At 42.8% G+C, this 14,920-nt stretch carries 3 protein-coding genes; all 3 read right to left on the bottom strand.

The genetic code is table 11. The annotated features are described in order from the left end of the window. Positions 1–27: 27 nt before the first annotated feature. The gene (locus tag HCG49_RS14360) at positions 28–8,727 is read right to left on the bottom strand and encodes a beta strand repeat-containing protein (RefSeq protein WP_168470231.1); all 8,700 of its coding nucleotides are present in this window, start codon (positions 8,725–8,727) and stop codon (positions 28–30) included. Between the two features lie 349 nt (positions 8,728–9,076). Continuing rightward, a complete protein-coding gene (locus HCG49_RS14355) occupies positions 9,077–12,454 on the bottom strand; it encodes an FG-GAP-like repeat-containing protein (RefSeq protein WP_168470230.1) in 3,378 nt (1,125 codons plus the stop codon). A gap of 232 nt (positions 12,455–12,686) precedes the next feature. Next, a complete protein-coding gene (locus HCG49_RS14350) occupies positions 12,687–14,720 on the bottom strand; it encodes an immunoglobulin domain-containing protein (protein ID WP_168470229.1) in 2,034 nt (677 codons plus the stop codon). Between the last annotated feature and the right edge of the window lie 200 nt (positions 14,721–14,920).

Raw genomic sequence — 14,920 nt, 5'->3', positions numbered from 1 at the left:
TTCTTCTGTGTTTGTTGATTCCTCTATTTATTTTACTACAAAAACAACGTTGATAAGGGAATTATAATCTGTTGGTGATGCAATAACATCGTAGGTCATTACTCCAAATTCATCTACACTTACATTTGCAAATACGGTATTATCATAATAAGTAACATAGTAATACAAATCGGTATTAGCATAGGTTGGTATGGCTGCTGGTGCTGAGGTACTTGCCACCATGGGGGAGCCAAACTGGGCCGTATATTGGTTATATAGATTTATCGTTCTTCCTGTCCCTGTTGAGGAGGCATCCACCGCAATGGAAGGCGGATAAAATATATTTGGCCGTACATTATTAACAACATATGGATTTGCACTGCTTCCATCTCCAGTGACACTAATATCATTACCAGCTGTCACTTTTGTTTCAGTTCCGTCCGCAGTAGGAACCGTAACCGTATTTCCACCAGTGATACTCAATTGATCTCCAGCGATGTTTAAGGTTTGGTTATCAGTATTCGTATATCCTGACAAGTCAATATCTGTTGCGCTACCATTATTGGTAATCGTAAGAATATCTCCAGTAAGGTTTAAATCTTGGATCTCATTGGTAGGGTCACTGTCGGCATCGTCTGCATTGATCGTTACCGAACCACCATCTACTAATGAGATGATCTTTCCGGTTGCATCTATCGATAGGTCTTGGGTATCCGTATTATCCATAAAAGAAATTAGATCTACAGTACCTCCATCTTCCAAGGTTAGTATGGTACCTGCTAAGCTCAATGCTTGGTCATCCGTTCCACTATTGTTCAATGAAGAAAGATCTACAGTTGTTGTTCCTCCGGCATCAATGATATTAAGGTCAGTACCGGTTAAATTGGCACTGGTGATCAGTTCATTTGTTGGATCGGCATCGGCATCGTTTACATTTAAGTTAAGAGTATTCCCATTCTCTATGCTAATGTTTCCAGCAGCACCTGTTGTGGATATCACCTGATCATCCGTTCCACTATTGTTCAATGAAGAAAGATCTACGGTCGTTGTTCCGCCGGCATCAATAATATTAAGATCGGTACCTGTTAAATTGGCACTGGTGATCAGTTCATTCGTTGGATCCGCATCGGCATCGTCTGCATTGATCGTCACGGAACCACCATCAACTAAGGAAATGATCTTTCCGGTTAGATCTATTGATAGGTCTTGGGTATCCGTATTCGTATAGCCAGAAAGGTCAATGTCGGTTGCGCTACCATTATTGGTAATTGTAAGAATATCGCCAGTAAAGTTTAAATCTTGGATCTCATTGGTAGGGTCATTGTCGGCATCATCGACCAAGCTAGCAAGGTTCACCGTTACAGGCGCCCCATTTTCTATTGCAATCTCAAGGCTAGTGCCCGTAAGTGTCGCGGAGGTTAGGTCTTGCTCGTCCGTGTTGTCCATATAACTGCTTAGATCGACCTGGTTCCCTACTGTTGCAGGAGTGGTTAGGGTCAAAATATCTGAGGACAAACTCAAATCCTGAAGCTCATTGGTTGAACTATTGTCATTGTTCGCGGGGAAGTTTACCGAGAGGTCAAAATCGTTCACTGTTCTGGTTACGGTCACAGACGCATCAACTGAAGCAACGTTTTGAATCTCATTGGTGGGATCACTGTCTGCATCCTGGATATTGATGGTAGTATTCCCTCCTCTTTCCAAGGCTATATTTACCGATTCATTGGCCGTTACTACTGAACTGCTAATGTTTTGGTTATCGGTCCCTGCTGCTGCCAATACAGTGGTAAAATCTACAATTTGCGTACCCCCATTTTCCAATGTCAGCGTTAGCTCTTTCGTAGTGTTGTCCAAGGAGAAAGCGGTTATTTGTTGGTTATCCGTATTGTCCAAGAAACTGCTCAAATTTACTGTTACAGGAGCTCCGTCTTCGATCGCTATCGTCAATATATTACTGGCATCGATCGTGGCACTAGTAAGGTTTTGGTTGTCAGAACTTACATAACCACTAAGGTCTACAGTAGTATCTGCACCTGTTCCGTTACTTAAGGTTAATGTATTGGCCGCTAAATTAATCTGTTGGTTATCGGTATTTAAAAATGTTTTATCAATCCATTCCACTGTACCCGATGCGTTCGTCACCATTACTTTATCATTACCTCCAGAGGCCATATCTTCTGTCAATATGGTTCCGTTTAATATGTTTTCTGTCTGAACAGCATTGTCTGCAAGTTCTGCATTCGTAATTCCGTCCGCGGACACATCTAAGGTATAAGGACTAACTGTTGTCCCTGATCCTGAACGCACCAAGGTTCCGTCAGTAGCATTTACCACTTCATTGCCGATAACCCCGTCGTTTTCCGTAACGGTTACTGAACCTAAATCTACTAATGTCCAGGAAGAAGTTCCATTATCCCATTGCATCACTTGTCCGTCGGAAGTACCGTCTTGTAATTTTGATAAGGTTATTGCTTTATCCACAATTTTCGCGCTAGTCACAGCTCCATCCGCCAACTCTGTGGTTCCTACAGCTCCTGTGGCTATCTCCAAGGTAACATCTCCTAGCAAAGCATTTAGATCGCCCCCGACCGTTAGATCGTTAGACGTAATATTCCCATCGCCAGTGATTGCGGTGCCGTCTACCGATAATACCCCAGTTACAGACCTTGTCAAGCCTGTTCCTGCAATGGAAGCATCTACCTTTAATGGTGTTACGGCATTGTCCGCAATCTTTACACTCGTCACTGCATTATCGGCTATTTTGGTCGTTACGATGGATAGGTCCTCTACTTTAAAAGGATCGGCGGTAGTTCCTACTCCTGTAATCGTTACCTGATCGGCAATGGCAGCGAAGCTAGACTTGTCGATCCACTCCACCATACCCAATGCATCCGTAACCATTACTTTATCATTACCACCAGAGGCCATATCTTCTGTCAATATGGTTCCGTTTACTATGTTTTCTGTCTGAACAGCATTGTCTGCTAATTTAGCATTGGTCACCGCATCATTGGCCAATTTAGCCGTTACGATGGATAGGTCTTCTACTTTAAAAGGATCGGCGGTAGTTCCTAATCCTGTAATCGTTACCTGATCGGCAATAGCAGCGAAGCTAGATTTATCGATCCACTCAACCATGCCCAATGCATCCGTAACCATTACTTTATCATTACCTCCAGAGGCCATATCTTCTGTCAATATGGTTCCGTTTACTATGTTTTCTGTCTGAACAGCATTGTCTGCTAATTTAGCATTGGTCACTGCATCATTGGCCAATTTAGCCGTTACGATGGATAGGTCTTCTACTTTAAAAGGATCGGCGGTAGTTCCTAATCCTGTAATCGTTACCTGATCGGCAATGGCAGCGAAGCTAGATTTATCGATCCACTCCACTGTACCCAATGCATCCGTAACCATTACTTTATCATTACCCCCAGAGGCCATATCTTCTGTCAATATGGTTCCGTTTAATATGTTTTCTGTCTGGACAGCATTGTCTGCTAATTTAGCATTGGTCACCGCATCATTGGCCAATTTGGCCGTTACAATGGATAGGTCTTCTACTTTGAAAGGATCGGCGGTAGTTCCTAATCCTGTAATCGTTACCTGGTCGGCAATGGCAGCGAAACTAGATTTATCGATCCACTCCACTGTACCCAGTGCATCCGTAACCAATACCTTGTCATTACCACCACTTAATATGTTTTCGGTCTGAACAGCGTTGTCTGCAAGTTCTGCATTCGTAATTCCGTCCGCGGACACATCTAAGGTATAAGGACTAACTGTAGTCCCTGATCCTGATCGAATTAAAGTCGCATCTGTAGCTCCAACCACTTCATTTCCGATAACCCCGTCGTTTTCCGTAACCGTTACTGAACCTAAATCTACTAATGTCCAGGAAGAAGTTCCATTATCCCATTGCATTACCTGCCCGTCCAAAGTACCGTCTTGTAATTTTGACAAGGTTATTGCTTTATCTACAATTTTCGCGCTAGTCACCGCATCATTGGCCAATTTAGCCGTTATGATGGACAGGTCCTCTACCTTGAAAGGATCGGCGGTAGTTCCCACTCCTGTAATCGTTACCTGATCGGCAATGGCAGCGAAACTAGATTTATCGATCCACTCTACTGTACCCAGTGCATCCGTAACCAATACCTTGTCATTACCACCACTTAATATGTTTTCTGTCTGAACAGCATTGTCTGCTAATTTTGCATTAGTCACCGCATCATTGGCCAATTTAGCCGTTACGATGGATAGGTCCTCTACTTTGAAAGGATCGGCGGTAGTTCCTACTCCTGTAATCGTTACCTGGTCGGCAATGGCAGCGAAACTAGACTTGTCAATCCACTCCACCATGCCCAGTGCATCCGTAACCATTACTTTATCATTACCTCCAGAGGCCATATCTTCTGTCAATATGGTTCCGTTTACAATGTTTTCTGTCTGAACAGCGTTGTCTGCCAATTTAACATTGGTCACCGCATCATTGGCCAATTTAGCCGTTACGATGGATAGGTCCTCTACTTTGAAAGGATCGGCGGTAGTTCCTACTCCTGTGATCGTTACCTGATCGGCAATGGCAGCGAAACTAGATTTATCGATCCACTCCACTGTACCCAATGCATCCGTAACCATTACTTTATCATTACCTCCAGAGGCCATATCTTCTGTCAATATGGTTCCGTTTACTATGTTTTCTGTCTGAACAGCGTTGTCTGCCAATTTAGCATTGGTCACCGCATCATTGGCCAATTTAGCCGTTACGATGGATAGGTCTTCTACTTTAAAAGGATCGGCGGTAGTTCCTACTCCTGTAATCGTTACCTGATCGGCAATAGCAGCGAAACTAGATTTATCGATCCACTCCACTGTACCCAGTGCATCCGTAACCATTACTTTATCATTACCTCCAGAGGCCATATCTTCTGTCAATATGGTTCCGTTTACTATGTTTTCTGTCTGGACAGCATTGTCTGCTAATTTAGCATTGGTCACCGCATCATTGGCCAGTTTGGCCGTTACGATGGACAGGTCCTCTACTTTAAAAGGATCGGCTGTAGTTCCTACTCCTGTAATCGTTACCTGATCGGCAATAGCAGCGAAACTAGACTTGTCGATCCACTCCACTGTACCCAGTGCATCCGTAACCATTACTTTATCATTACCTCCAGAGGCCATATCTTCTGTCAATATGGTTCCGTTTACTATGTTTTCTGTCTGAACAGCATTGTCTGCCATTTTAGCATTGGTCACCGCATCATTGGCCAATTTAGCCGTTACGATGGACAGGTCCTCTACTTTGAAAGGATCGGCGGTAGTTCCTACTCCTGTAATCGTTACCTGATCGGCGATCGGTGCAATGTTCGCTAAAGGAATTGAAACAAAGTTACCTTCGCTATCCGTTAGAATAAGGTCTGTACCGTTTTCGGTCAGAGTGGTATTCGTTGTATTTGTATTTCCTGTAATAGTAACTGAATTTCCAGAATCATCCGTAATAGAAAATGTTCCATCACCGTTATCTAACACAGTTGAACGTTTAGCATCAAAAGTTGTAGTAACTCCACTTTCATTTTCATAGGTAAACGTTCCGTCTCCGTGATCAGTTAATGTTGTTATGGTTTCTGACATGGCAACCGAAGCAACATTTAAATATAAACCACCGTCTGAACCCGCTACAATATCATTATTAGCATTGGTACTAATAAGGTTTATGCTATTGGGCGCTCCACTTTCATTCGTAAAGGTTAATGTTCCATCATTATTTTTAACTAATGTTGTCAGCGTCTCCAGGTTCTTTACAGCAGCGGTCAGATCAACCTGAATTGTAGTACCGTCCTCATCCGTATAATCCAAATGGGTGTTATCGGCGTTTAAGGCGATCGTCGTTAAAGTCTCTAGGTTGGTAATATCGATAATGGTAGGGTTTCCTGCTTCATCCGTATAGGTAAAAGTACCATTGGCGTTTTCTACAATGGTCGTCAGCGTCTCCAGGTTCTTTACAGCAGCGGTCAGATCGACTTGAATTGTAGTACCGTCTTCATCCGTATAATCTAAGTTAGTATTATCGGCGTTTAAGGCGATCGTAGTCAAGGTCTCTAGGTTGGTAATATCGATAATGGTAGGGTTCCCTGCTTCATCCGTATAGGTTAAAGTACCATTGGCGTTTTCTACAATGGTCGTCAGCGTCTCCAGGTTCTTTACAGCAGCGGTCAGATCAACCTGAATTGTTGTACCGTCCTCATCTGTATAATCTAAGTTAGTATTATCGGCGTTTAAGGCGATCGTCGTCAAGGTCTCTAGGTTGGTAATATCGATAATGGTAAGATTCCCAGCTTCATCCGTATAGGTAAAGGTACCATTGGCGTTTTCTACAATGGTAGTCAGCGTCTCCAGGTTCTTTACAGCAGCGGTCAGATCGACTTGAATTGTTGTACCGTCCTCATCTGTATAATCTAAGTTAGTATTATCGGCGTTTAAGGCGATCGTCGTCAAGGTCTCTAGGTTGGTAATATCGATAATGGTTGGGTTCCCTGCTTCATCCGTATAGGTAAAAGTACCATTGACGTTTTCTACAATGGTAGTCAGCGTCTCCAGGTTCTTTACAGCAGCCGTTAAATCGACTTGAATTGTAGTACCGTCTTCATCCGTATAATCCAAATGGGTGTTATCGGCGTTTAAGGCGATCGTCGTCAAGGTCTCTAGGTTGGTGACATCGATTATGGTAGGATTCCCAGCTTCATCCGTATAGGTAAAGGTTCCATTGGCGTTTTCTACAATGGTAGTCAGTGTCTCCAGGTTCTTTACAGCAGCGGTCAGATCAACCTGAATTGTAGTACCGTCCTCATCCGTATAATCCAAATGGGTGTTATCGGCGTTTAAGGCAATGGTAGTTAAGGTCTCTAGGTTGGTAACATCGATTATGGTAGGGTTCCCTGCTTCATCCGTATAGGTAAAGGTACCATTGGCGGTTTCTACAATGGTAGTCAGGGTCTCCAGGTTCTTTACAGCAGCGGTCAGATCGACTTGAATTGTTGTACCGTCCTCATCCGTATAATCCAAATGGGTGTTATCGGCGTTTAAGGCGATCGTTGTTAAGGTCTCTAGGTTGGTAATATCGATAATGGTAGGATTCCCAGCTTCATCCGTATAGGTAAAAGTACCATTGGCGTTTTCTACAATGGTAGTCAGCGTCTCCAGGTTCTTTACAGCAGCCGTTAAATCGACTTGAATTGTAGTACCGTCTTCATCCGTATAATCCAAATTGGTGTTATCGGCGTTTAAGGCAATGGTAGTTAAGGTCTCTAGGTTGGTAACATCGATTATGGTAGGGTTCCCTGCTTCATCCGTATAGGTAAAGGTACCATTGGCGTTTTCTACAATGGTAGTCAGGGTCTCCAGGTTCTTCACCGCAGCGGTCAGATCGACCTGAATTGTAGTACCGTCCTCATCTGTATAATCCAAATGGGTGTTATCGGCGTTTAAGGCAATAGTAGTTAAGGTCTCTAGGTTGGTAATATCGATAATGGTAGGATTCCCAGCTTCATCCGTATAGGTAAAGGTACCATTGACGTTTTCTACAATGGTAGTCAGGGTCTCCAGGTTCTTTACAGCAGCGGTCAGATCAACCTGAATTGTAGTACCGTCCTCATCCGTATAATCTAAATTGGTGTTATCGGCGTTTAAGGCAATAGTAGTTAAGGTCTCTAGGTTGGTGACATCGATTATGGTAGGGTTCCCTGCTTCATCCGTATAGGTAAAGGTACCATTGGCGTTTTCTACAATGGTAGTCAGCGTCTCTAGGTTCTTTACAGCAGCGGTCAGATCGACTTGAATTGTAGTACCGTCCTCATCTGTATAATCTAAATGGGTGTTATCGGCGTTTAAGGCAATAGTAGTTAAGGTCTCTAGGTTGGTAATATCGATAATGGTAGGATTCCCAGCTTCATCCGTATAGGTAAAGGTACCATTGACGTTTTCTACAATGGTAGTCAGGGTCTCCAGGTTCTTTACAGCAGCGGTCAGATCGACCTGAATTGTAGTACCGTCCTCATCCGTATAATCTAAATTGGTGTTATCGGCGTTTAAGGCAATAGTAGTTAAGGTCTCTAGGTTGGTGACATCGATAATAGTAGGATTCCCAGCTTCATCCGTATAGGTAAAGGTACCATTGACGTTTTCTACAATGGTAGTCAGGGTCTCCAGGTTCTTTACAGCAGCGGTCAGATCTACCTGAATTGTAGTACCGTCCTCATCCGTATAATCCAAATGGGTGTTATCGACGTTTAAGGCGATCGTTGTTAAGGTCTCCAGGTTGGTAATATCGATTATGGTAGGGTTCCCAGCTTCATCCGTATAGGTAAAGGTACCATTGGCGTTTTCTACAATGGTAGTCAGTGTCTCCACAAATCTCAGACTTCCTAAATCTACACTCACACTACCTCCATTTTCCAAAGTCAAGGAAAGCAGATTAGTTGTTGCATCAAAACTAAAACTTTGTAGTTGTTGATTATCGGAAGAAGTTAATTCCCAAGAATCACCATCCCAAAAATAAATGGTGCCAGTAGTGGTATTCACATAGATATCACCTATATCTGCTCCTCCGGGGGTAGTAGCTCCAGGAGTAGCTACAAGGGTACCACTAAGTACCTCGCAATTACATTGATCCTGTAAAGTAACCGTAGTCTGAGAAAATGAAATTCCAGTTACGAGAAAAATGATTATTAGCAGAATTCTTTTGTCCATGGTTGTTGATTTATGCGGTATTCAAAATTTTGGTACTTATTGGTCAGTTATTTTACCATTACTAAACCTCAGTTTCTTGATGGTTTTTAACCATCGTATTTGGATAACATCAAGGCAGCAAAGAATTAACTATTAACAAAATTAACTTTACTATACCCTCTGAAAAATAAATGTTGTGTAAGTGCCCATTCACTATGTAAAGAGCATATTTTTAGGGGTAACGATTCTTAAAAACCATATTTTTTTTGGTAGTCGTTGGTCGATTACCCTCGTATTTATCGTAAACACAAGGTGGTTATTGGATGATAAAAATTGTATTTTCTTTCGCCGTTAAGCAAGTTGGCAAGGTCTAATTCTTTTTAACCCTATGGGTAATTCTTCGGTTGGTAATTACGGTATTAACCCTTACCAATAAAATAGCTATATCAGAGGTTTCCGTTGCACATATATACATGCTATTAGCAAGAACCGCCCTATATCGGTTTCCATCTTCCGTAGCCGTAGTATTATTAATCGTTAGGGTATTTGTGTTTGATCCGCTGTATATTCCGGTATCAGATAAATCAACCCAACTAGCCCCATTGAATAGTTGCCATTGATAACTGTCGGCATTCAATGCCATCACAGATATCGAGCCGGTACAGCCTGGACATATTTTTATATCCACTGGTTGTGTGGCAATTGATGGTGGGGAATCGGCTTCTTTATAGTCATATATACTGTTCGCATCTATATCTGTCGGTACTGGATAGGAGGCTTCAGTTACTCGTCCATTGGCATCCGTTACCGAAGGATTGCCATTTCCATAATAATGATTATCACCTCCATCAGCATTGGGGTTGTAATAAGCCTCATTGGCATCGCTACAGCCGTCATCATCACTATCGGTATCCAAATAATCTGGTGGATTGGTACCGTCAGAATTGAGAAGGGTATAATTAAGGGTTCCACTTTCGGGGATTGTCTCTACTAAATCGGCCAACCCATTGAGCCCATATAGCCCATTAACAATACCATTGGTATGTGCTTGATTATGATCAGCCTCCACCGCATCATAAATACCATCGTTATCGCTATCAAGATCTAAATGATTCGCCACTCCGTCAGAATCATTATCAATACCATAGGTTTCCGGATTCAAGAAGTTTGTTATACAATTAAACTCTATACTGTGTTGCCTTCCTGTTGCCGAAGCCCCGGCTACCCTAGCAACGGCCCCCACCCGAAATGACATTTCAGATTTCGAATTATAATTTACGCTTACATTTACTTCGGGATCAGTATTGCTAGAATCCGGATGATCCACCATTCCGGCAGTTGCTATCACCCAGGCACCTTCATTGGTAATGGTGAGTTCGGTTGGACTTTCAATGGTGTAGGTAGCCGGATTGTTTACCCAATTTTCCTCTCCGTAAGCGGCACCCCCATCAATATCGTTAAAATTCATAAAAAATTTAGGAATTACCACAGGAGTGGATCCTCCCGAGGCAACAAATTGAATATTGTACTCAACATATGCTCTATCCCCTATATTGGGTAAGTTAAAGCCCGTTTGCGGTTTAAAATTTGGAGCATCGGCCCCATTATTGTCCACATTATAAACCGTTGCATTAAATACCTGAACAATGGTCACCAAAGCATCTGTAGCCGTAGTAACATTCGTAATCCTATATACTGCGCCTTGAGTTTTATCCACTCCGGATTCTAGTGAAGCAGGCGCGCTAAAATCAAGATTGATTTCTCCCCCACAAGAAGGTTGCGAGTTGCTAACAACAGTACTTAACTCATTATCATCTGGAATGCCATCGTTATCGTCATCAAGATCTGTATTGTCTGGAATACTGTCGTTGTCCGAATCGGCATATATGGTAATATAGATGGTAGCGGTACTTTCTTCGGCAGTAAAAGTACAATTAGCATTGTCCCTTATGGTATAATTAAATTGGTCACCTCCCGAAAATCCGGGGTTCGGTGTATAGGTCACCGTACCATTCCCGTTCAATACGGCCGTACCGTTGGAAGCAGATGTAATGGAGATTATTTCCATAGGTTGTCCTTCGGGATCGGTATCGGCCCCACCTCCGTTATCGGCCAATGGATCAAAGATTACAGGGCTATCCTCAACTGTTGTGATATAATCATTATAGGCAGTTGGGGGCTGGTTGGCAGAATCGGGAAAGACATCTACAATATTGATATTTCCATTTTTAAAATCGATTGGTACAAGTTGTTTTCTGACCACCACCCTACCGGTTGAAGTTCGTGGAAATGCCACCTCAACCACGATAGGAACCAGAGGACCACTAGGCAAACCAAAATGGATAAGACCTGGTTGTTGTGTACCATGTCCATACCCCCCATTAACCTCCCGAGTGCCAGAAATAACATTCCCATCACAGTGCAAAATCTTGGAGGTTGCCCCTACCCCAAAACGTTGCTCCAGATTAATAAGTCCAAAATCGTCCCTATCTTCTATAATATTGATATACAGATGATTTGGCTGATCCAAAACCCCTAGATTATTGATATACAAAGAATTACTACCTGTGCGATTCATATAAAGGTCCAAATCCCCATCTTTATCGATATCGATAAATGTACATCCCTCACCTGCTGTATTAAAAGTTAGGCCCGAGTCTATAAATGTCATGGCACCTCCTCCGTTGTTGATTTGGTTCAGGTATAGTTTACTGGTATTATTTCCCGTCAAAAAAATATCGATATCCCCATCATTATCCACATCGCCACAGGCAAGACCTTCAATCTGGCCAGAAAAGCTAATAGGAATTCCGGTAACTGCTCCTAATGGGGTCCATGTTCCGTCACCATTATTACGGTGTATTTGGTTATTGCCATTTTCTGTCCAAAAAAGATCAAAATCCCCATCGTTATCAAAGTCGTAGAAAGCTACCGACCCCTTGTTACCATTAGCAGCCTGATCAATATCTACCCCATCCTGAAAGGTTCCCCCAAGGTTTGTAAACAGGTCTACTTGATCTCTTTTTCTAACCACTATATCGACCCATCCATCATCATTAAAATCTGTAGCAGAGCCGTAATCACCATCGGTAGCATCCTGTACCAACCCTAAGGGCCAGGTACTTGGTACATTCTGATTATAGGGAGGATTTGGACTATCTGCCTTTGTTGTAACATGGGTAAAAAAGCCATTCCCGTCATTTTGCAATATATCAATACCAAAATTATGATTATCCACAAATAGGTCAAGATCGCCATCGCCATCATAATCCAAGGCCCCTGCCCCTTCGGTGTTCATCCCATCGGTCATCGTAATAAAACGCTGACTAGGGACGGTACCCCCAATTCCATCCCCAAATTTATTGCTACTAGGGTCTTGTAAATAAATACGTAAATCATCGTGTTTGTTTCTGAAAATATCGGGATAGCCGTCATTGTTAAAATCAACGAATAGAACTGTCCTTTCAAGATTTCCTCCCAATAAATCAGGAGCTAATGCTGCTGTTTGGTCTGAGAAGCTCCCACCATCATTTCGCAAAAGATAGCCTCTGCCATTTGTATTGATTACCAAGTCAAAATCCCCATCAAGATCATAATCGGCCCAAGCATGTCCACCGTCTTTATTACCTCCAATACCTAGGTTATAAGCAGCAGCGCTTTCGGTAAAAGTTGTTTGGGCGGTAGCTACGGAGACATGCAGTAAGCACGTTAGACCGATTAGTCCGAATAAAAATTTATTTAATAACATTAGGTTACTTTTTTCCTGATTGTGCCCTACAGCTACCATTGAGGGAACGGCATGAGTAAGACTACTTTAATTTACAAGATTGACTTTTCCCAGGATGTGTCATAATTTTTGTTGTATATCATTCCATTCACATGGTATAACCACATTATATTGAAGGGCTATACGGATAAACTTACCGTAACTACAGATAAAAAGAATGCTATACACGCCAAAACCGTAAAAAATTTTGATCTTAATTCTTTTTAACCCTATGGGTAATTCTTCGGTTGGTAATTACGGTTCTTACGCGTACTCTCAACAAGGCAGAAGGCGAAGCTATAAGGGCGCAACTCGATCCGCTTTTAGAGGCCAATAATCGATATCTATTGTTGTTTTTATCAATATCCACGGCGTTTACGGTCAAGGAGATAGACTGTGTCCCAGAATACTCGGGACCATTAACAATATTGTTAAAAACCGTTCCTCCATCGGTACTTAGCTGCCACTGGTAGGTGTCGGCATTGGTCGTAATCACTGTAAATGAGGTATTTTGGTTTACGAATACGGTTCTATCGGCACTGATAGTGGCTGTAGGCGGACTGTCTTCTATAACGGTAATGGGAGTTCTGGAACCACTTATACAATTGGTAATACTATTCCGTGCTTCTGCATAATAAGTCCCTGCCCCACTAGGGGTAAAGCTTGTATTACCGCTCAACAGCAATACTCCCCCAGAAGCACTATCGTACCAATCGACCGTTTCTCCTACCTCAACACTAGCATCAATAGAAGGAACAGGATCTCCAGTACAATACGCCTTGTCTCCCCCACTGTTAGGTGCATTCACTACTGGACAAGAGCAATCGGGAGCCGATACCGGAAGATCTCTAGAACAGCCATTAGCATCGGTCACTGTTACTACTATATCTGTCCCGCTAGGGACATCGGTAATATCCCATACATTTCCCGCAGTATTGATAACCGTACCTGCCGTACTGCTTACTGTCCCACTACTTACCGTGACTTCTAAGGAATAGGCCGTTAAAAATATATTACAGCTCGCCGATCCGGTCACGGAAATAGTAGGACGTGGGTGAATGGTCAGGCTCACCGGGGTCCTAGTACTGCTGGGACAAGCAGTTGAGCCATCCTGTGATTCTGCATAATACGTTATTGTACCCACACTATTTAAGGTCGGGCTTGCCACTACGTTGCCACCTACGGGGGCATCAAACCAAACTAGATTAGAACCCGCTGGGACGGTAGCGGTAGCAGTTAAGGTTTGAACGGGGCTATCCGCGCATTCTTCCTGATCGCCACCCGAAACAGGTGCTATTGGTTGTACAACGGTCAAGGTGACCGTATTGGAGGTTTCCAAGCTACATATAAAACTTGTGTTCGATACAATCACGCGATATTGATTGCCATTATCCGACATTTGGCCATTGGTAATCCCTAAGGTATTGGTTGTCGCACCGCTATGTATACCTGTATCCGTCACATCATTCCATACCGAACCATTATAAATTTGCCATTGATAGGTATTAACATTGGAAGCCGTTACCGAGAAGCTTGTATTCCCGTTGGCACAAATTACGGTATCTGTAGGCTGAGTCGTTATAAGGGGTGCTGCTTCGGCTTCTACATAATCTGGCGTGCCATTGCTATCCCCATCAACAGGATTGCTATAAGAAGCAGCGGTAACCGTACCGTCGGAATTTACAGCTGGTGGATTACCACTTCCATAGTAACCATTGCCATCACTATCGGCGGTAACATTACCATAGGCCTCATTGGCATCCTTACAACCATCATCATCGCTGTCTTCATCCAAATAATCGGGTGGCGCAGTACCGTCAGTATTGCGTATGCTATAATTTATCACACCACTTTCTGGGGAGGTTTCTACAATATTTGCCAAGCCATTGGCTCCGTACCCACTATTAACCACCCCATTGGTATGTGGTTGATTATGGCCAGCTTCCACCGCGTCATAAATGCCATCATTATCAGAATCAAGATCTAGATGATTCGCAATCCCATCCGAATCCGAATCAAGTCCATAGGTATCTGGACTTAAGTAATTGGTCACACAAAAGAATTCTATATTGTGTTGTCTTCCTCCCGCCGATGCCCCTGTTACCCTTGCCATTGCCCCAACTCGGATAGTAATTTGGGACTTGGAATTGTAATTCACCCCAAAATTGACTTCAGGGTCAGCGTTACCGGATCCTGAATGATCTAAAATAGATCCAGTTGCAATGATCCATGACCCATCATTGGACATTGTTAATTCTGTGGGATTATCAATAATATAGGTTGATGGGTTATCGGCCCAGTTTTCTTCGGCATAATTGGCCCCTCCATCTATATCGTTAAATTAGCCATCCCCTGAAAAAAGAGTTGAATAACTGTTGAAGTATTGATTTTGCTAGTGTTTTGAGGTGATTTAAAATAGGAAAACTGTTTAAAAAGCTGTAATTTATT

It is taken from the genome of Arenibacter sp. 6A1, from assembly GCF_012272855.1.
Taxonomy (GTDB): domain Bacteria; phylum Bacteroidota; class Bacteroidia; order Flavobacteriales; family Flavobacteriaceae; genus Arenibacter.
The sequence above is the reverse complement of the archived record's forward strand: the minus strand, read 5'-3'. Positions and strand labels throughout refer to the sequence as shown.

Coding starts and splice junctions, on each gene's coding strand:
- HCG49_RS14360 (WP_168470231.1), bottom strand. CDS start 8,727: ATGGACAAAAGAATTCTGCTAATAATCATTTTTCTCGTAACTGGAATT.
- HCG49_RS14355 (WP_168470230.1), bottom strand. CDS start 12,454: ATGTTATTAAATAAATTTTTATTCGGACTAATCGGTCTAACGTGCTTA.
- HCG49_RS14350 (WP_168470229.1), bottom strand. CDS start 14,720: ATGTCCAATGATGGGTCATGGATCATTGCAACTGGATCTATTTTAGAT.